This is a genomic window from Mycolicibacterium sichuanense (assembly GCF_033741125.1).
Classification (GTDB): domain Bacteria; phylum Actinomycetota; class Actinomycetes; order Mycobacteriales; family Mycobacteriaceae; genus Mycobacterium.
In genome coordinates, this window is the sequence record NZ_JAWQPU010000018.1 from 12,241 (window position 1) to 31,124 (window position 18,884).

17 protein-coding genes and 1 riboswitch are annotated in these 18,884 nt (G+C 66.3%); of the genes, 5 read left to right on the top strand and 12 right to left on the bottom strand.

The genetic code is table 11. The annotated features are described in order from the left end of the window. Positions 1 to 76 precede the first annotated feature (76 nt). A complete protein-coding gene (mobF, locus tag SBI80_RS27765; protein WP_413232830.1) occupies positions 77 to 3,691 on the bottom strand; it encodes a MobF family relaxase in 3,615 nt (1,204 codons plus the stop codon). A 162-nt stretch (positions 3,692 to 3,853) separates the two neighbouring features. On the opposite strand from mobF, the gene SBI80_RS27770 reads away from it, so the two are divergent. Both SBI80_RS27770 and mihF read left to right on the top strand, forming a co-directional pair. Further along, the gene (locus tag SBI80_RS27770) at positions 3,854 to 4,642 is read left to right on the top strand and encodes an 8-oxoguanine DNA glycosylase OGG fold protein (protein WP_318978361.1); all 789 of its coding nucleotides are present in this window, start codon (positions 3,854 to 3,856) and stop codon (positions 4,640 to 4,642) included. Between the two features lie 150 nt (positions 4,643 to 4,792). After that, positions 4,793 to 5,113, top strand: a complete 321-nt coding sequence (mihF, locus tag SBI80_RS27775) for an integration host factor, actinobacterial type (protein WP_318978363.1) — start codon at positions 4,793 to 4,795, stop codon at positions 5,111 to 5,113. Between the two features lie 62 nt (positions 5,114 to 5,175). Here mihF and SBI80_RS27780 read toward each other — a convergent pair whose 3' ends face one another. From SBI80_RS27780 to SBI80_RS27815, 8 genes are all read right to left on the bottom strand, one after another. Beyond that, entirely contained in the window at positions 5,176 to 6,294 is a 1,119-nt protein-coding gene (locus SBI80_RS27780) for a helix-turn-helix domain-containing protein (RefSeq protein ID WP_318978365.1), read from the bottom strand. A gap of 384 nt (positions 6,295 to 6,678) precedes the next feature. After that, positions 6,679 to 7,107, bottom strand: coding sequence for a hypothetical protein (locus tag SBI80_RS27785; RefSeq protein WP_318978367.1), 429 nt, complete (start codon positions 7,105 to 7,107; stop codon positions 6,679 to 6,681). 300 nt (positions 7,108 to 7,407) lie between these two features. Further along, positions 7,408 to 7,752, bottom strand: coding sequence for a hypothetical protein (locus SBI80_RS27790; RefSeq protein ID WP_318978368.1), 345 nt, complete (start codon positions 7,750 to 7,752; stop codon positions 7,408 to 7,410). A gap of 54 nt (positions 7,753 to 7,806) precedes the next feature. Continuing rightward, complete coding sequence (locus SBI80_RS27795) at positions 7,807 to 8,415, bottom strand: AAA family ATPase (RefSeq protein ID WP_318978369.1); 609 nt, start codon at positions 8,413 to 8,415, stop codon at positions 7,807 to 7,809. 436 nt (positions 8,416 to 8,851) lie between these two features. Further along, positions 8,852 to 9,403: a hypothetical protein gene (locus SBI80_RS27800; RefSeq protein ID WP_318978371.1), complete on the bottom strand. Its 552-nt coding sequence runs from the start codon at positions 9,401 to 9,403 to the stop codon at positions 8,852 to 8,854. Positions 9,404 to 9,837: 434 nt separating this feature from the next. Continuing rightward, the gene (locus SBI80_RS27805) at positions 9,838 to 9,996 is read right to left on the bottom strand and encodes a hypothetical protein (RefSeq protein WP_157838308.1); all 159 of its coding nucleotides are present in this window, start codon (positions 9,994 to 9,996) and stop codon (positions 9,838 to 9,840) included. A gap of 40 nt (positions 9,997 to 10,036) precedes the next feature. Further along, positions 10,037 to 11,635 carry an NRAMP family divalent metal transporter gene (locus tag SBI80_RS27810; RefSeq protein ID WP_318978378.1) on the bottom strand — a complete coding sequence of 533 codons (1,599 nt, stop codon included), beginning with the start codon at positions 11,633 to 11,635 and terminating at the stop codon, positions 10,037 to 10,039. Positions 11,636 to 11,774: 139 nt separating this feature from the next. Then, positions 11,775 to 13,094, bottom strand: coding sequence for a magnesium transporter MgtE N-terminal domain-containing protein (locus SBI80_RS27815; protein WP_036349811.1), 1,320 nt, complete (start codon positions 13,092 to 13,094; stop codon positions 11,775 to 11,777). A 316-nt stretch (positions 13,095 to 13,410) separates the two neighbouring features. Here SBI80_RS27815 and SBI80_RS27820 point away from each other — a divergent pair, with 316 nt between their 5' ends. Continuing rightward, a complete protein-coding gene (locus SBI80_RS27820; protein WP_036349814.1) occupies positions 13,411 to 13,710 on the top strand; it encodes a hypothetical protein in 300 nt (99 codons plus the stop codon). A 558-nt stretch (positions 13,711 to 14,268) separates the two neighbouring features. On the opposite strand, the gene SBI80_RS27825 is transcribed toward SBI80_RS27820, so the two are convergent. Together SBI80_RS27825 and SBI80_RS27830 are read right to left on the bottom strand one after the other, a co-directional pair. After that, complete coding sequence (locus tag SBI80_RS27825) at positions 14,269 to 14,472, bottom strand: hypothetical protein (RefSeq protein ID WP_318978379.1); 204 nt, start codon at positions 14,470 to 14,472, stop codon at positions 14,269 to 14,271. 309 nt (positions 14,473 to 14,781) lie between these two features. Further along, positions 14,782 to 14,967, bottom strand: a riboswitch (M-box (ykoK) riboswitch). A gap of 75 nt (positions 14,968 to 15,042) precedes the next feature. After that, positions 15,043 to 15,615 (bottom strand): recombinase family protein, encoded by a 573-nt coding sequence (locus SBI80_RS27830; protein ID WP_036349816.1) that lies wholly within the window; start codon positions 15,613 to 15,615, stop codon positions 15,043 to 15,045. A 339-nt stretch (positions 15,616 to 15,954) separates the two neighbouring features. Between SBI80_RS27830 and SBI80_RS27835 the strand changes: the two genes are divergently transcribed. Both SBI80_RS27835 and SBI80_RS27840 read left to right on the top strand, forming a co-directional pair. Continuing rightward, complete coding sequence (locus SBI80_RS27835; RefSeq protein ID WP_142556003.1) at positions 15,955 to 16,389, top strand: SRPBCC family protein; 435 nt, start codon at positions 15,955 to 15,957, stop codon at positions 16,387 to 16,389. A gap of 266 nt (positions 16,390 to 16,655) precedes the next feature. Continuing rightward, a complete protein-coding gene (locus tag SBI80_RS27840) occupies positions 16,656 to 17,243 on the top strand; it encodes a recombinase family protein (protein WP_142556002.1) in 588 nt (195 codons plus the stop codon). A 15-nt stretch (positions 17,244 to 17,258) separates the two neighbouring features. Here the strand turns inward: SBI80_RS27840 and SBI80_RS27845 are convergent, their stop codons facing one another. Then, positions 17,259 to 18,491 (bottom strand): IS110 family RNA-guided transposase, encoded by a 1,233-nt coding sequence (locus tag SBI80_RS27845; protein WP_142556001.1) that lies wholly within the window; start codon positions 18,489 to 18,491, stop codon positions 17,259 to 17,261. Positions 18,492 to 18,884 lie beyond the last annotated feature (393 nt).

Sequence of the window (18,884 nt, forward strand, 5' to 3'; positions counted from 1 at the left end):
GCTGTCACCTTCGCGACGCGCAATCCATGACCGCAGCACCGAGACGGCACACGTTTCCCAGGGCAGGGAAGCGGGGTTAGAGCTCAAGACCGTCACTGCGGTCGCGGCTGCGCGTGGTGAAGCGGGCGTTGAGGCGTTCACGGGTGGTGATCTCGTCGCGGAAGGTCTGGACCTGGCCGCTGTGGCGCGCCAGTAGGCCGACGGCCTCGGCGTGCACGGGACTGTCGACAGCCCTGTCAGCCGCGTCTAGGTGGCGTCGGGTGCGGTCGATCACGGTGTCGCGCTCGATATTTCGGGTTGGGGTGCCGATGTGTTGGGCCCAGGGCAGGGACTCCCGAAGCACCACGACCCCCTCGCCACGCGTGCGGTCCCCGCCATGATCTCGACCGCGGTCGGCGCCCTCATTAATGATGAGGAGCAGTTTGGTGTTGGTGCGGACCGAGGCTTGCTCGACCAGGGACCGGAGTAGGTCGGGGTGGAGGTGGTCGGCGTCGTCGACGATGACCAGGGACCCGACCGGCAGCGGCCAGTCCCCGGAGTCGAAGTGGTGCACCGCGGCAGCGGGCCGGCGGATGGTGTCGGCGTACCCCAGCGCGGCGGCCCGATCGGCCGCGGCTTGGGTGGCCGGCAACGCGAGGACACCCGGCCGAGCCGTGTTGTGGGAGGACGGCATCCGCTTTTGATGGGCGCGGGCGGCGGCGGTGATCGCGGCCAGGGCGGCGGGCTTGTCGTCGGCGGCGTCGGGGTGCATGGTCAGGACCTGCACCGAGTGCGCGTCGTGGGCGATGGCGGACACTGCGTCGCGGTGCTCCGCGCCGATCTGGGTGAACAGGCGTGTGGGGGTGCTGTAGTACCCGCCGGCGCCGCTGCGCCCCCCGGCGGCGGTCTCGAGCAGCTCCACCGCGGCCCGCAACGCGGGCAGCTCGGCGGCCAACTCCCGCTCCACAGTCTCGCGACCCAGGTGGTGTTGGTGTGCGGTCCGGCACCCCGCCACGGTCCGGTCGTGGGTGTCGAGGAGGTCGCGCACCGACTCCGGCAACAGCGCACGATCCACCTCGGCGGCGGTCGCCAGCACGGTTCTGGCGCGGTCGTCGCGTCCCAGTACGGTGCGCAGCAGGGCGGCGGCCTGGGCGCTGGTGCCGCGCCGCGCCTGATGCACCCCCGCGGTCACCTCGGCGTGTTCGTGGTCGCCTTCCCCGGCCACCTTGTCGTACAGATACACCGAGTTGGATGCCCGGCCGCGGGTCATCGCCACGTACGCCGCCGCCCGGTTCGTCCCCTCGCCCAGCACCGCATGGGTGGTGTCCGCGGTGGCGCCTTGGGCGGCGTGCACGGTGACCGCGTAGCCGTGGGTGACGTGTTCGGTCAGGTAGTCCCCACCCAACGCCGCCCGGGCCCCGTCGATGAGTCGTCGGGCCGCGATCCGAGCGTTGTCGGGGTCGACTGCGTACACCTGCCAGCGGTTCCCGTTGCGCACCGGAACATCGTCCAGCGTGGTGTTCTTGGTGCGATCGAGCACTCTGATGGTGGGGTCGTTGCGGCGGGTGATGATGACGTCCCCGACCGCGATCTGGTGCCCCCGCGCCGCCACCACATGGGGGGCGTCGGGGGCGATCGTGTCGGCGTGGATGCGGGTGTTGAGGGCATCAGCCATCTCCCAGGTGTCGGCGATCAACAACCCATCCCGACCCGCCCGCTGATCGGTCCGCCAGGCGTCCAGGGCGTCGGCGGCCATCGCGACCGGATCCCCGGTGTGCAACCGATCCTGGCGGCGGTACCAGCCGACGGCGCGGCGCACCGGGGCCGGCCCACCCTCACGCACCGCCAACGACGCCGACCGCTCCTGCGGGTCGTGCATCCGCCACACCTCCGACAACCGCTGCGCCCACGGCACATCGCTCTGGAGTTGGGCGAACATCCCACCCCTTGCTTTCACCGGTGCCAGCTGGTGGGCGTCGCCCACCAGGACCGTCTTCACCCCCGCTCCGGTGGTCGCCGACAACAGCTCGTGGAGGTCGGTGGTGCCGACCATCCCGGCCTCATCCACCACCACCAACACCGACGAATCCAGTGCCAGGGTGCCGTCGCGCAGCGACGTCAATGCCTTCGCGACCGTGAACCCGTCATCCCCCGCACCCTCGCGGACCGCGACGTCCACGGCTTGGCCGGTCGGCGCCAACACCAGCACCCGCCGGCCGGTGCTGTTCGCCGCCGCGCGGAGGGCTTTCAGGGAGGTGGTCTTGCCCGCCCCGGCCGGTGCGGACAGCGGCTGAATCAACCACGGGGAGGAGCCGATCGCGGTGATCGCCCGGCCCTGATCCGGGGACAGTTCCGCGGCCTGAACCGCTGCGGTGACGACCTTTTCGGGCAGCTGCGACCGGTCGTCGAGGGTGTCGATCAGCCCGATGACCGCGGCCTCTTCGGCGATGATCTGCGGGGCGGTGAACCGCTCGGAACCCTCCCGCTGCGCCGCACCGCGCTGTGCGGTGATCCGCATCCCCACCCGGTCCACGATCGCTTCGATCAGGGTCCTCGGGGTGCCCGGCGCGCCCTCGATGTGCACCGGTAGGACCGGGGCGATCGCCTCCACCAGATCAGCCCTCGTGAACGCCGGTTTGTCGATGCCCGCGGCCGCCGTGCGGGCCAACGCCAACGGATTCACCCCCCGCTTCTCGGTCGCGATCCGCGCCGCCCGGGCCTCCTGGTGCGCGGCCTCGTCGATCACGAAACCGCGCCCATCGTTGGCCCATTGCTGGCGCAGTTCCGCCCACGCCAAATGCTCCGGTTTCGCCGGCCTTGTGGCCTTCTGCGCCGCCGCCAACTGCCCCTGAGTGACCCCCCTACCGTCATCGATGACGAGATTATTGGCCGCCCACTCCCGGAGTTGGGTGGACCGTTTCGACCACGCTTTGATCATCTTCGGGGTGATGCCGGCGATGTCGGCCATCCCCGTCGACGGATCAACTGGCGCCCATTCGATCCCCACCGACAGATGCAGCTCCCGACGCAACGTGGCCTGATAGATCATCCCCGCCGCCCGCGCTTCGTGAATCAGCGACGTCCCATCCAACGACACCAACTTCCCATCAGAGCGGGCCTGCCGATTCGGCACCAACACGTGGGTGTGCAGGTGCGGATCCCCCGCCCGCGACGTCTCGTGCTGATACGCCGCGGCCACCACCCCCGGCAGTCTTTGAAGGTCCTTCTCCCCGGTGATCGGGTTGTGCACCCGGGTGTACCCCGCATGATCAGCCAGATACTCCAGGGCCTCGGTGATCGCCACCTGGTGCGCCGAACCAACAGCTTTCTGGGTCACATCGTCACCGAACGCCCGCACCAACGACACACTCTTGGGGGCGCAGAACGTCAGATCGAAACCGTGCACCCCACGCTCCCCGTGGGACCGCCCGCACTCCCCCGACGGTGCGCATCCATCGTCCAACCAGCGCGCCACCACGTCCGGGTCGGCGTCCCCGCCGGCGCGCTCACCGTCGGTCAAACCGACCATTCCCGCGGCTGCGTTCGCGTCGCCGGCGCACATCCATACCGGGGTCCGCGAATCGCGTTCGGAGTAGTACTCCGCCAACCCACCACCAGCGGCTTGCGCGTCCCGGGTGGCCTGCCCGGCGGCCCTCGCGGTGTCGTTGTAGTAGTTCACCGACCACCGCGACAACTTCGCCACTGTCAACACCCACACCACCCGCCTTCCATCTCGGGGCCGCCCGCCAGACCGCTAGGGAGAGAGCCTGACGGACGACCCCCACCAGCATCGCACAAATCTTGTGCAAATGTGCCAATGGTCTGAGAGCGGGTAGAATGGGTGTTGGGTTGGAGGTGGTGGGAAGTGCGCGGTGTGGACGAACGGGACGTGGGGCTGGGGCTACCGGAGGAATGCGTGGCGTGGTGTCGGGCGCAGGACTACGAGGTGCTGGTGGGCGATGACATGGCCGGGGTGGATCTGGACTGGTGGAACACCCGCCTGGCCCGCCACCAGATTCCGGTCCAGCTATACGGCCGCGACCCCGACGGCGCCCCCACCGACCACGGCGCCGCCTACCTGCGCCGCGCCGACCTCTACGACACCGCCTTGCCCGCCCACGGGCCGACCGATCTGGTGGTGCTCTACCGCGCCGCGGCCTGGCTGACCGGACACCCCCACCGACCCCACGCGCGCCGCTTCCCCGACACCCGTGCAACCACACCACCGCGTGCTGGACGGGACGGCACACGCGGCGGAGATCTCGACGTCACCCTCACCGCCCTGGACCAACTACGCCACACCCACCTCGGAAGGCACGACTTTGGTCCGTACCGCGGCCGCTCGGGTTGGCCCCGCACCCCCGGTGTTGGCCCCACCGTGTTGTCGCTCTACACCTGGGCCACCCACGACACCACCACTGCGAACCCCGCCACCGCCGCTGGGCGTCCGCAGCTGCTCGACCCGTACAGCGTCGCCACCCTGATCTATCTCGGCTGGCTCGAAGACCCGTCGGTGGCGCACTTCACCGCCACCCGGTACCGCCGCTACGACGCGCTGCTGCACCACTGGGCCACCACAGCCCAGGTACCCGCTGAACTCATCGAGATGTGGCTGAACCAGCACTGGCGTCACCGCACCCACAGCTCACCGCCGAACCGGTGAACACTGGCCCCCGGTCAGCCGATGGGCTACCGGCAGCACTGTGACGTGTGGGTGGCGCGGCCTAGGGTGGTCGACGCCCGATGAACACCCCACACCCCACCCAGCATCACGACCCCATGACACCCGACATGGGTGAGACGGAGAAAACCTGTGGCACTTCCCCAACTGACCGCTGAGCAGCGCACCGCCGCGCTGGAGAAGGCAGCTGCGTCCCGACGAGCCCGCGCCGACCTCAAGGACCGACTCAAACGCGGCGACACCACCCTGACCCAGGTCCTCACCGACGCCGCCACCAACGACGTCATCGGCAAGACCCGGGTCTCCGAAGTCCTCACCGCCCTACCGAAGGTCGGCAAGATCAAAGCCCACGACATCATGACCGAGCTGGAAATCGCCCCCACCCGCCGACTGCGCGGCCTGGGCGACCGTCAACGCCAAGCACTCCTGGAGAAGTTCGACTTCACCGCCTAGCTGCCGCGCACACCCACAACCGCCCATACGGACAGCCAGCGGAAGCGGGTTGGCACACCCAGTCACTCGTAATGAGAAGGTCCCGGTTTCGTGCCCCGGGCGGCGCGCACGGCGGCGTCCAGGATGGCGGCGTCGGCGGCAGCGGACGCGGTGCGCCGCAGCACGGCGCGGTGCGCGGCGGCGGCGGCTGCCGCGCGTGCTGCGGTGTGCCCCGCACCGCCCACCGCAGCACGACCGACAGCCCGCGCTCGTTCTGCGGCGGCGCGCTCCAGGTGTTGCGCGGCGACCCGGGCCCGCGCCTTGGCGAGTTCCTCGGCCTCACGTGCCATGTCGAGTGCGGCCGGACGATCCGCGAGACGCTCCCTGCCGTGCCAGGTGATCATCGCCCCCACCAACCCGATCGGGGTGTGCGGATCGGCCGGAAGCCAGCCCTTCACCCCTGTCCAGTCCCGGATCAACTGGTTCACGTCCTGAGAGCACCACCCGTGCACCGCGGGGCCGGCCAGCACTCGGGTCCAGGCGTTCGAAGTGAACCGTCGCGCCCACGGCGGGCTGTGCGGATCAGCCCGCCACGCCGCCACCAACCGGCCCGCACGCGGATCCCACGGGCCCGGACCCCACGCCCCCCGTCCAATGCCGCTTTTGGCGACGCCCGCAGGGCGGCTCCTGCCGGTAGTAACCACATCTTTACGAGAGATTGAAGAACTAAAAGAAGACCCTTCGGGATGGGATGACAGCTTGCCTACCAGCCGGGCGAGGACGGCGTCGTCGTGCAGCGCCCACTCCGAAGCCCAGCCCCGCCCTTTGTCACCAACCCGCCAGGACGCCAGGCGTTCGGTCCGGGTGCGTTGGCGGCCGCGCAGGACCTCGGTAGCCACCCCCAACAACCGCAGTGCGGTGTCGGCGCGTTGCACCGTGCGCACCGAGTAGCCGGTGTCGGCGGCCAGGCGCTCGTTGGAGGGCCGGCTGCCCCGCCCGGTGCCGTATTCGGCATACGCGGCACGTGCTGCGGCGACGGCCAGGACCGCGGTACGGCTGACTTGATTGGCGCCGAGCACGGGGCGCACGTGGGTGTCATAACGGAGGTCGTAGGCGATCGGGACGGTGAAGATGGACCAGCGCTCTGCACGACCGCTCCAGCACGGCACCCCCGCGAAGGCCCGCTCCCCCACCTCCAGCACGATCGCCGGCCTCCGCGCGCCCTGGGGGGCGCCAAGGACGGCTCTTGGGTGTGCAGTCGGCGACGACAGCCGGACAAGCCACGCGGGGCGGGTGGACACCACCCCGCGGCGCGGCCGCACGGAGGTGCACCCGCGGTAGCTACGGGGGCGTAGATGACGATTCGATAAATCACGGTGCGCGCCATCTAGAACTGCAGACAGACGTGCGCTACCGTGAGAGCTGTCCTCCAAGACAGTCCCTTCGGGGAAGGTGCGGAAGCACCACCCGAACCGAGCTGTGAACTCGGTTCAGACGAACCCTCGGCCTAGCCGGGGGTTTTCGTCTTTGGGCGGGTCACCCGCTTATGAAAATGTGCGAGATGCCGACTCTCGGGCCGGTTGCGGCTACATCGCGAGCAGCAGCACCTCCTGATCGAGATGATTCACCGCGTCGAGGCGGCCAGTCGCGATAGCGAGCAAATCGGCGGCGGCCGAGCCCGCGGCAATGGAATGTCTTGCAGCGCAACCACGAAGCACGGCGTAGACCGGCGACGGAACGCGCAGCTTGGTGGGCCGGCTGGCGCGGCTATGTTCATCAGTAACGTGGCCACCGTCAGCTGACGGCTTGGGTGTTGCCGGGAGCAGCACAGCCTGGTTCACGTCGCGAGCGAGCTCTGGGTAACCCGTCGCGATGGCTAGTAAGTCGGCTGACAGCTGACTGAGACTTGTGCAGTGGTCAGCGGCTTGCGCCTCGAGTTCGGTGTAGACAACTGCGGCGATCGGAGCAAGAACCTGATTACGGGCGCCCTTGTGCGTGCTGCGCGATTGGGCCATGCGGTGATCTTCCTGTGCGACACGGACTTACCGGGTAAGACACGCCGGGCCCGCCCGCGATCTTTTCCGGATCCTTCTTCGTTGGGGCCTGGGTCTGTGCGTGGCCCATACGCGTAGCCCCACCCCTACCGGCGAGAAAGACTGCCCATGAAAAACCCGCCCCCAGTAGGGACGGGTGGTGTGACGCAATTATGCAACGCGCATTACAAAAGAACGCTAGCGGGTGAAAGGGCAGGTCTTCGGACCAGCAAGGTCGAACCCTCGGCGGACCTCAGCGGGCTGGTTTCTTGGTTTGACGTCTCACGCTCGCCGGTCGGCGATCACTTGCACGATCAGATCAGCTAGGTCGGGGTCGGCCAGAAGCCGATCGACGAGTGCCGCCAGGACGTCTTGGCCGGTGACGCGGGCCAGACCTAGGCGATCGGCAGTATCACGCTGCCAACCGTCAAGGCCGCGATGAGCCGTTGGAGATAAGTCGACCGTGCGACGCACGGTCTTCTGACGGACGATCGTCGGCTGGCCCCGAACGGGAGAAGGAGCTTTTAGTTCTTGGGGGCTTGCAGGCGCGGGCACGCTGGGCGTGGCCAGGGGTTTCTCCCGTAACCGTTCAGCGTTGGCTTTGATCTTCTCGGCGGCGGTGCTCATGCGATCTCCTGTTTAGACATTAGTCAGTACCTCAGTATCTCCGTAGATCAGTGTTTACTGAGTGGTGACGCCGAGGAGTTCTGCGGCGATGTCGCCATAGGCCGTCGTAGCTGCGTTAGCGATCGGCAGGCCGAATGCCTGGGCGAAACGCTCGAGGCGACCAACTGTCGGACCGAGGACTCGGACACCGTCATCGGTGAGCATCTGCCGGTATACCTCGGTGCTGGCAGCGTTGGACACTGTGCGGGTCAACACCACAGCGAGCTGCGGTGGCTCCGCAGCCAGGGCGCCGGCGTCGTCGACGAGTTCGCGAATTGCCGGCACACGGGCGTACTCCATTCCGGTCGGTGCCATCGGGACCAACACATGGGTTCCCATGCGGATGGCCGATGCAACGACGCCGCGCCGCTCCTTCATCGGCGGAGTGTCGATCACCACTGCGTCGTATCGGTCCCCCACTACTCCAGGAAGCTTGCGGTGGAGATCAGTAACAGGCATGCCAATGACAGGGATGGACCACTCCCCCGCTTCGGACCAGGACAGGAGCGATTCATTTTCGCCATCGGCGTCTACCGCGAGCACGGACAAACCTGCTTCAGCAAGTGCGTGAGTGATGAAGGCGGCGGTGGTGGTCTTCGTCGAGCCACCCTTGAGGTTGGCCACGACAATTGTCAGAAGAGGCGACATAGATATCCATTCGTTTACCTGTCAAGCCAGCGAGACGGCTACGGAACTCAGTATTTACTGATGCGCGGAACTCCGTACCTCAGTATCTCAGTAATTGATGCAAATGTGGGCACGCGGACTAGAAGAATCTTCTGCAAACGCAGACGATCATCACGTATGTACTGATTCGCGTATATCAGTACATACGTATATCAGTACATACTGACTTTCTAAAGACACAATCGAGTCGGTCGGATGCGCAGGGGACAGGGTGGTCAGCTGACCGGTTAACCGGCGGGTTTGTGGTTCATTGCGCGGGTGGGACTCAGGCCCGTACACTCCTATACATAGCCATCCCATTGCGGTGGGTTTGGAAGTGAGCCACAGGATTACTCGCCGGACGACGAGGCCTGTGGCTTGCGGCTTTTTTGGGTCAGATCGTGTGGAGTTCGACCATGTTGCTGAGTACGTCGAGGTAATCGCGATTTCCGGTCCGGGCTTGCACTACAGCGCCACACACGATGTCTGCTGCCCAGAGCGCCGGCTCCACTCGGCCAACGGCGTGCTCGATGCGAAGTGTCGGTTCGACGATCCGTCGCGAGCGCAGCATCTGCAGCGTCGCTAGATCACTGGCGTCGAGCTGGCCGCGCGATTCGAACGTGATGGTGGAACAGGGCATGTCCGCCAGGTGCGGGAGCAGGAACTCCATGCACTTTCGTCGATGCCGACGGTCATTGGCATCTTGGTCGACGTGGACAACGACGAATCCGGTGACGGGAAGTCCGGAGACTATCTCGATGAGCTGTCCGCGACGTTCCGCGCTGCTGCCGTGCCAGTGAAGCTTGGGTTCACCGATGCGCAGGTCTTCCATGGTCTTGCGTATCTCGGCGATGTCATCGTCTTCGCACAGGACCGCCGCGAGCAAATACGCACCTGGGTCCAGGTCGGGACGTGATCCGCTCTCGTCGGCCCAGGCTGTCAACACGCAAAGAGCGTAGTCAGATCCGCCGTCCGTAACCGGCCAGGCCGGGGGAGCGGCCCACGGTTTCGAGCGAAACCACCAGGACGAGCCTCTATCCAGAGATCAGAGCAATCTGGGGATTTTAGAGTTCGAAGCTCGCGCCCTGGAGGGCGGCTCCTGATCAGAAAATTAGGATCATCCGGCGCGTCCCGATAACGAAGGTTTTCGGGACGCCGAAGAGCCACCGTCCCGCCTTAGCCTTGGACCATCCTCAGACTGTCAATCGGACGGTTCCTGGTCGCGTGATCTTTCGTGGCGCGCCCCATGCTGCCTCTAGAGCCGTACGCGACCTCTCTCAACGCGTCCCTCAAGTCAAGAATGGTCCTGAACAAAGGGCCGCAACCGTGGTCACAAGACACCCGATGAATAAAGGTGAGCTGTCTCGGTCGAGAACACGCTTAGCGGCCCCGTCGGCCCCACAGGATCAGCAGTGTCACCGTCGCGATCACCGCGATCGTCACTAGCAGGATCGTGGAGCCGATGATCACCGCGTGGTGGCTGTACTGCGGTAGCGGGGTCGATGCCACGGCCAGCGAGCCACCGAGTGCGGTGCTCACATCCGCCGGTCCCTGCACCGGCGCGCGGTGCGGCGCATGGTCATCCGCCGCCGAGTTGGACGGCTTTGACGATGAGCAGGATCGCGCCGACGACCAGGTAGCCGCGTAGGGCGAGCATGCCGAGTTTGGTTCCGGCCGACCAGGTGACGGGTTCCAGCAAGGCCAGGGGCGGCATGCGCCACGACATCTTCTCAGGCCCGTCGATCACGGTCACTGGGGCCGGGGCCCTGGGGTTTCGGCGTTGCAACCACTTCAGCACCCCGACCGCGAGGATGGCCAGGATGACGATGCCTGCGGCGAGGTACGCGGTGACGGTCACGACGTCCAAGTCGGGAAATAGGGTGGTGGCCATCAGGATCCCCGACAGCAACAGCAGCACCGCGACGATGAACACCGCGACGACGTTGAGCCAGCGCCGGTTCACCCACGGGCCCAACACCTCCCGGTCGTTGCACAACAACAGCAGGAACACACTCGCACTCGGCAGCAGCAGACCCGCCAGTGCCTGCACCGCAGTGGTGATCAGACCCAACGGCGCACCCGGGATCAGCACGATCCCAGCGGCGGCGGCGACCATCGCGATGTAGGAGACGTAGAACGGTTTGGCGTCGGCAAACCCGCGGTGCAGGGAGTGTTTCAGACCGAACACGTCGCCGAAGGCGTAGCTGGTGGCCAAGGTCACCGCTGCCGCACCCACGATGGAGGCATCCAGCAGCACGATCGCGAAGACCGGACCCAGCACACTGCTATGCGCCGACAGCAGACGGGCGATGTCTCCGGCGTCGCCGAAGTTGCCCTCACTGCCGGTGGAGCGGGCCGCCCAGTCCGCGGTCATCACCAACGCAGCCGCACCGATGACCACCACGAACGCGCCTATGGTGGTGTCGGCGCGCTCGTAACTGATGAAGCGCGGGGTGATGCGCTTGTCGACGATGTTGGACTGCTGAAAGAACAGCTGCCACGGCGCAACGGTGGTGCCCACGATCGCAATGATCAGCAGCACCGCATCCGAGCTGAGCCCACCCTTGATGCCCGGCACGACGAAGGCCTGTGCGGCCACCCCCCACTGGGGGTGCGACAGCAGCAGCATCGGGATCTGCAGCAGGGTGATCGCGATGAACACGAACATGGCGCGTTCCCAGCGACGGAAACTGCCCGAGGCCATGATCGCCACCAACGCCACCGCGGCCGTCGGGACGACGATGTACTTCGAGACACCGAAATAGGCGGCGGCCAACGAGACGCCGATGAACTCGGTGACGATGGTCAGGAAGTTCAGCAGGAACAGATCCCCCACGGAGAACCAGCCCCACCCGCGGCCGAAGCGTTCGTTGATCAGCCGGGCATGGCCCACCCCGGTGACCGCTCCGAGGCGGACCACCATCTCCTGGTTGACGATCAGCACCGGGATCAGCAACAGCAGCACCCAGAGAAGGCTGTAGCCGTAGTTTTGGCCGGCCTGGGCGTAGGTGGCGACACCGCCGGCGTCGTTGTCGCCGACCATCACGATGATCCCGGGCCCGAGGATCGCCAACAGTGTCAGCAGCCGGGTCTTGAGCGTGCGGCCCTGATCGCTGTCGCCGACGCTGACCCGGCCGAACGCGCCTTCGATGTCACCGAGATGGGCGCTGTCCAACACCGCCGACGCCTGAGGCGCTGCAGGGGCTGGAGTCGGCTCGGGTCCCGGCGCGCTGGTGGACGCGGCCTGTGGGGTGACATCAGCAGCGGGAGCCTGATCCGGTGCCGTGGGGTCGGTGGTGCCTACCGGCGGGTGGGAGTCAGCCATGACCGGCCCCGTCCTGGGCACCGACGACGTCGCGGATCGGGCGCGGCGCGGGTTCGCGGCGCCGCCAGTCCTCGGGGATGGTGGCCTCCAGGACGTCATCGAAGGTCACCACACCGACCACCCGGTCGCCCTCGTCGACGACGGGGATGGCGACCAGGTTGTAGTCGGCCATCAGCAGGGCGACGTCGGTCAGGTCGGCTTCCGGGGTGACTCGGATCGGGTCGACGTCGAGCAGCTCGGTGATCGGGGTGTGGGGGTCGGATTGCAGCAGCCGGATCACCGAGACCACCCCGACCAGTTCGCCGGCCTCGTTGACCCCGTGCATCTTGAGCAACGCCTCGGGTTGCATCGCCCGGGCGGCGGCGATGATCGAAAGAGCTTGCGCGGCAGTGGCATCCGTCGAACACGACGCCACGTCGACGCTCATCAACCCGCCCGCGGTCGAGGGGTTGAACCCCATCAGCGTGATGACCTTGGTGCGCTGCCCCGCCGGCAGCAGCTCCAGCACCCGGCGACGGCGGGACTGGCGCAGATCGGCGATCGCGTCCGCCGCGTCGTCGGCCCGCATCCGGGCCAATACCCCGGCGACCTCGGTATCAGTCATGTCGCCCAGGATCTTGGTGGCCTTGTCGGGGTCGAGTTCCTCGAAGACGTCGGCCTCCAACTCCGGGTCGGAGTGGAGGCGGTCGAGGATTTCTCCACCCTCGTCTTTGTCGGCGTCCTCCAGCAGGTCCGCGATCTGGGCCGGCTTCAGCTTCGACATCCGCCCGCCCGCGCGCTCCAACACGCTCGCCGTGTGCCCGATGAGCGGTTCGAAGGACTTCCAGTCCCGGCTGGCATGCCCCCCACCGGATTTGATCAACCCGAACAGCCGCGCCGGCCGGCGGGTATCCAGCCGTGCCAGCACCCAGCCCGCCCCGGTGTCCTCGAGCTCGATGTCGTAGGCATGCACCAACTCCGCGGCCGCGACGTCGATGAGCCGGTGATCGAGGACGTCGGTGCGCAACAGAACCTCGCCGTCACGGCGTTCGAACTCGCGCAGATCCACCTTGTTCTTCGACAGATCGACGTGTTCCTGGGTCAGGTCGGTGATCTGCCCGGACGACACGTACACCCGACGGCCGCCGATCCCTACCACCAGGCCGGTGACCGGCGGATACCCCTCGGCACCGCGCAGGCTGACGATGACGTCCTCGACCCGGCCCACCGCGTCACCGGCCTTCGCGACGACCGGACGACCCAGGAGATCGGACAGATGGATCACCGGCCGTGACGCCGTGGGCGCTCCACCATCAGGCGGGACTTCATGCATAGTGACTCTTCCTTCTCGATGAGACGATCGCGGCCGTGCCCGAATGTCGCGGTTCCATATGCGCACGACCACGTGAACACTGGGCGACACCGATCTCGACCACCGTCGGTAGACACCCCAAACCTGGGACATGTGGATGGATCGTCCACAGAGGTCGTTAGTCACCGGGCCCTCGATCACGACCCTTACGCCGGGCCGCGTACCGAGGGCTGTAGCCAGTGCGAGATCCCGTAGGGGTCGCGCATCTGGCTACCACGTAGACGGCAAGGAGAAGTGCTGGCCCGATCACGCTGGCCAGTAACCCCAACCCGGCGAGGTGCCCGATCAGCGCGATCAGGCCAATGACGATGTTCGCCAGCGCGGCGACCTCCATGATCAGCACGGCGATCACGACCCGGCGCCGCCGCCTCACGTCGTCAACGGTGGCCTGGCGCTGCTGATCGAGGTCAGTTTCATCGGCGACTTCCGCGCGAAGCAACTCAAGCAGGGCGACCGGGACGTCGGTCGCCACGCTGACATCCCCGACGTCGTCGCCGCGGCGCAGCATCAGCGCCGCCAACCGGACCCGCACGCTGGCGTGGCGATCGTCATCGGCCTCCGGCAGTGGGGCCGTTGATCGCTTGGGAGTCATTCCCAGGTCACCGAGGAACGCCGGGTTCGATCCGGCGGACGCCGCCCGCGGGGGAGTGCGCCGCGTACGGGACCGTCGTTTCTTGGGCATGTCCTCAGTATGACCAGGTCGGACGGGTCGCAACATCGAGCCATTCCTGTCAATCTCCTGTCGCCACAGGTGCCTATCGGCGGGTACACCTGCTAGACGCGCGGCAGGCCGCCCACCACATCGTCCGGAGGTGCTGGGTTGGGAATTTGGACGGGTAGGGGTGTCGGCCATGTCGGCCATCACCTCGACCAACGCTTGCGGGACGCGGGTTGTGGTGGCGACCACCGCCGGGTCACCACCGTGCCGCAGCATCGCCCGGGCGGTGAGCATCCGGATGGTGGCGGTCAGCGTTCCGTCGGCCCGCTGGCCTGACACCCCTTGCGGCGCAGTTATTTTGGCGGGTTTATCGATCGCGTCGTGCGTCTGATCGTCGTGGGAGTCCATCGGTGGGCCTCCTCGCGCGGCGGCGGGCCGGGGCGGGCCGGGGTCGTGATGCACCCCAGCCCGAACCGGTCAGCCGACGTGCCCACCCAGTGACGCCGTGATCAGCGCGGGCCGGGTGTAGGACGCCAACAGATACGCCCGCTCCTGCGGGGTCAAATTGCGCCGGACCCACACCCGTCGACACGCCCTGCGGCCCCAGGTGAACCATCCGTGTGCGGCACGGGACGCCATCGACACCACGGGTATGCGAAGACGAGACAGAACAACAACCATGACAAAACTCCTTGACGCAAAGAGAAATTGGGGTGTCGTGGCATCTTTGAGTGTCACGCGGACCTCAAGCAGGCAGCAGCGCCGTAGGGGTGCACCGTCGGAACAATGGTGCACTCGAACAATCAACGACGAGAAGGGCTTTAGGCCTCGATCGACTCAAGCTGGCCACGCAGCGGGAACAACTCCGAACCCGCAGACGGCGGTTTATCGCTGGTACTCAACGGTGTTCCTCACCTCCTCGCAGCCAGGACGCACGCGGGCGTCACATCGAAAGCACACGTGGGGAGGACGTGCGGCACAGTGACCACACCTACACCCCTCTCGTCAGAGCTTCGGCACTGCACGGCGTATCGGGCCACCAGAAAACACTCGGTGCTCGAAGCCACTTGGGCTCAACCCTTAATCCGGGAGGAGCTGTCCTGACCCGGGGCGTCTTTCAACGTTCGGGGTCAGTGGCCTTTATCCGCGCAGACGCCTCACCTAGCGAGGTGCTTGCACCGATCAGTGTGGACCTCCAGACCACAACCCGTCAAGACGAACCAGACGACGCGCGCGTTGACCCCTCGTCCCTCACACCATCGGCTCTGCCGACAAGTAGCGATAGGCGGTCGCCCGTCCAATACCGAAGGCCTTGGCCAGTTCTCGTACGGGTTCGCCAGTAGCAGCGAGTCGGCGGAGTTGTTCTTGCCGTTCTGGGCTAAGCCGTGGTGGCTTGGTAGCAGGCAGGCACCGGGTTCGGCGTGATGCGCGTGATGCAGCTCGGCGTTCACGGCCGAGCTCAAGCTCGAGTTCGGCGAGGGTCGCCATGATCGCCGCTACTGCGCGCCCGGTCGGTGTGGCTGTATCTACGCCTTCACGCAAGGCGCGCAACAGGATTCGTCGCTCTCCGAATTCGGCGATGGTGCGGGTGACTTCGGCGACCGAGCGGCCGAGTCGATCGATGGCGGTGACGACGACGGTGTCACCGGGCCGGGCGTAGGCGAGCAGAGCCGCCAGTCCCGGCCGGTCCGTCTTCGCCGACCCCGAGAGCTTGTCGGTGAACACCCGATCCGGCTCGACGCTGGCGGCGGCGAGCGCAGCGAGTTGGGCGTCGAGGTCTTGGCCTGTGGTGCTGACGCGGGCGTAGCCGAGGATCGTCGTCATGCCAATGACTGTCTCACCACCCTGGACAGCAAAGATGTGAGACACGCGGTGTGAGACAAGACCTCCGATCACGCTAAGAGTCAATGGGTGGCGACGATTCTGGCGTGCGCTATCGCGAAGGGTTTCGGGACAGCAGACGCTCACCGTGCACCTGGCCACAGCCGTGCACCTGGCCACAACGCGATCCGTTGCCCCTAATACGAGCCCACAGACCGGCTGGCGCACTACGGTCGAAGCCGGGCGAACGGCATACCTTGCCGCGATTAACTCGTTCTGTCTCACTCGCAGCACGGAAGGAAGTTGCATGCTGGCAGCGCGTATCGGCAGCATGGAGTGCGGATGATCGAGTTCACCCTCACTCGGACCTCGACGGCGCCGATCCAGACCGTATTCGACGCCATGACCGACCACCGCGGGATCGCGGCCTCCGTGTGGGCATGCCGGCGTAGCACGCTCGATCGCGAGGGAACCCCTGCACCCAACGGTGTCGGCGCGATCAGACGTCTAGTAGCGATCGGACCCCCATTCGTCGAAGAGATCATCGAGTATGAGCGACCCACCCGTTACGCCTACAAGATGCTCTCAGGCGCTCCGACCCGAAATCACGTCGGCACGATCCAGCTGCGTGAAGCAGACACCGGGACCGAGGTCAGCTGGCATCTACGGTCGACGCTGAAGATCCCCGGTGTTGACCGGCTGATGCTGCCGGTGTTCAAGAAGGTCATCGACGAGCTCCTCAAAGGCGGCATCACGGCCGCCGAACGCCGCGCCTGAATACGATCGTGCTCGTTGGGCTGTGGCTTTCATGCACAAGGAACCGCCGATCAGCTCGGGTTACCGAACCGAAATCGTTGAGCAACAGCGATGAATACTGTTGCGGCGGAGTTCCTGGACCCCTATCGCAAAGGAACGGTTGCGATAGACCCCATGACGGCGGGACACTGCGCAGAATCTTTGCAGGTTCCTGGGCTATCGAAACTCATCACAAAAACACGTTCACACAACACGTCGCGTGGGACGGGATTCGATAAAGTCCGGCGATGGCCAAGATCGGGTACGCGCGGGTGTCGACGGCAGACCAGAACCCGCAGCTGCAACTCGACGCCCTCGACAGCGCCGGCTGCCTCAAGGTCTACACCGACCATGCCAGTGGGACCAAGGCTGACCGACCACAATGGAACGCGTGCCTGGCCGATCTGCGCGCCGGCGACACCCTGACCATCTGGCGCATCGACCGCCTCGGACGCAACCTGCGCGACCTCATCGACATCGTCACCACCCTGCAGACCCGCGGCGTCGGGGTTCAATCGCTGTGCAACGGGCTGGTCGACACCACCACCGCCCACGGCGCCCTGGTGTTCGGCATGTTCGCCCTGATGGCCGAGTACGAGGCAGCACTGATCCGGGAACGTACCCAGGCCGGTCTCGCTGCCGCCCGCGCCCGCGGCCGGCGAGGGGGACGTACACCCAAGATGACACCGGCTCTGATCGGCAAGGCGCAACGAATGTATGACTCCCGCCAATTCACCATGGCCGAGATCGCCGCATCCTGCTCGGTCACGCCGATGACGATCTACCGTCACGTCCGCACCGATCAACATAAGAAAACGAAAACAATTGACATATAGTCGATTTCGCCTCTTCTAGGCTGCCGCGTCGACCGTCTGCGCGAACGCCTTGGCCTCGTCGAAGGCACTCCCTTGTTGCAGGCAATGGTAGAGCTGACCCAGGAGCTTGTTGAACAGGTGCCGGTTGGCCGCGGCATGACGGTCACCATGTTCTCGGCGACGCCGGTAATGCAGGCGGGCGGGTTCGCAATGCGTGGCGGCGGCGAACGCCCAGACCCACCCCGTGTTGGCCAACCGATCGTTCTTGATGCGGCGGTGACTAATCGAGATGGAGCGCCCGGATGCCCGGGTGACCGGTGCCGATCCGGCGTAGGCCTTCAACGCCCGGGCGTCGGAGAACCGGCTGCGGTCATCGCCGATCTCAGCGAGCACCCGGGCGCCGGTCGAATCGGCCAGACCGGGAAAGCTTGTGATCACGGCGTAATCGGGATGCTGCTGAAAGGCCTCGGCCGCGGCCTGGCCGAGATCGACGACACTCGCGCACGCGGTGTCCAGTGCCGCCAGTAGCGCCAGCGTCTGGCGTCCCATCGCGGTCTCCACCAGAACGGGTTGGCGTAGTTGAGATTCGCGCAACGCTGCCTTGAGCTCGACGGCGGTCGGGTCGATGTTGCGGCTGCGACCAGCCCGGCGCAGCGCCGCCGCGATCCGACTCACCGAAAGCTTGGCAGCGGCCGCCGGTGTCGGCGCGATCCCCAGCACGGCGCGAGCCTCCGGGCTGCTGATCCCCAGAGCGAACCGCCCGGTGAACACCGCCAGGAAGGTGGGATAGAACTCCCGCAGCACTGACCGTAATTGGTTGTGCGCCTTAGTCCGTGCCCAGATCGCATCCTGATGGGCGCGGGCCAGGACCGCGATGGCCTGGCACAGTTCACTGTCCTTGGGCAGCTGACGGTGCAGGTGGGCGTCGACACGCAAGATGTGGGCCAGGGTCATGGCATCGGCGTGATCGGACTTCGTCCGTGCCACCGAGTGGCGCTCCCGGTAGCGGGCGACTGCGAGCGGGTTGATCGCGTACACCGCCCGACCGGTCGCGCGTAGCGCACTGACCAGCAGCCCGCGTGGGGTTTCGATCGCCACCGGAATCGGGTCCTCGGATTCGTCGCCGGCGGCGGTGAGTATTTCGATGAGCTCGGCGAACCCCGCCGGGTCATCGGTGATGCGTTTCTTGGCGACCAGGTGACCGTCGCCGTCGATGATGGCGACGTCGTGGTGGGCCTCGGCCCAGTCGATGCCGCAGAAGAGTTTCACGTTGGTATTACCTCCGACCGATAGCGGGTGTTGGTGCTGGTCAAAACCCCAGCAGGATGCGCAGCGCTCTACTTACGAGGCTCGATGGCCTTCCCTCCGATGAGCTGTTCGCGATCCCAGCGACCCGCACGGCGTCGGTCTTCGTTGAGGGCTTCAACGCCCGAAACAAACTGGGACGTTGCCTCCGTGCGAGGGGCTTGAACCACGACGCCAATCCCACCCAAAGACGACCTCGCGACCCCGCCACGACACGCTCGGTCTTGTCTGAGGACTCAGCACGGTCCCGAAATGAGAAAGGCGTCGCCAACGGCAAGGCCGCGAGGGATGAACACCCGACGGTCCACGGCGTCTATCAAGATCGGCGGCTGTTCGTTTCTAAGTAGAAACGAGACA

Coding starts and splice junctions, on each gene's coding strand:
- SBI80_RS27815 (WP_036349811.1), bottom strand. CDS start 13,094: ATGCATGAAGTCCCGCCTGATGGTGGAGCGCCCACGGCGTCACGGCCG.
- SBI80_RS27785 (WP_318978367.1), bottom strand. CDS start 7,107: ATGGCCCAATCGCGCAGCACGCACAAGGGCGCCCGTAATCAGGTTCTT.
- SBI80_RS27835 (WP_142556003.1), top strand. CDS start 15,955: ATGATCGAGTTCACCCTCACTCGGACCTCGACGGCGCCGATCCAGACC.
- SBI80_RS27840 (WP_142556002.1), top strand. CDS start 16,656: ATGGCCAAGATCGGGTACGCGCGGGTGTCGACGGCAGACCAGAACCCG.
- SBI80_RS27825 (WP_318978379.1), bottom strand. CDS start 14,472: ATGGTTGTTGTTCTGTCTCGTCTTCGCATACCCGTGGTGTCGATGGCG.
- SBI80_RS27790 (WP_318978368.1), bottom strand. CDS start 7,752: ATGAGCACCGCCGCCGAGAAGATCAAAGCCAACGCTGAACGGTTACGG.
- SBI80_RS27830 (WP_036349816.1), bottom strand. CDS start 15,615: ATGACGACGATCCTCGGCTACGCCCGCGTCAGCACCACAGGCCAAGAC.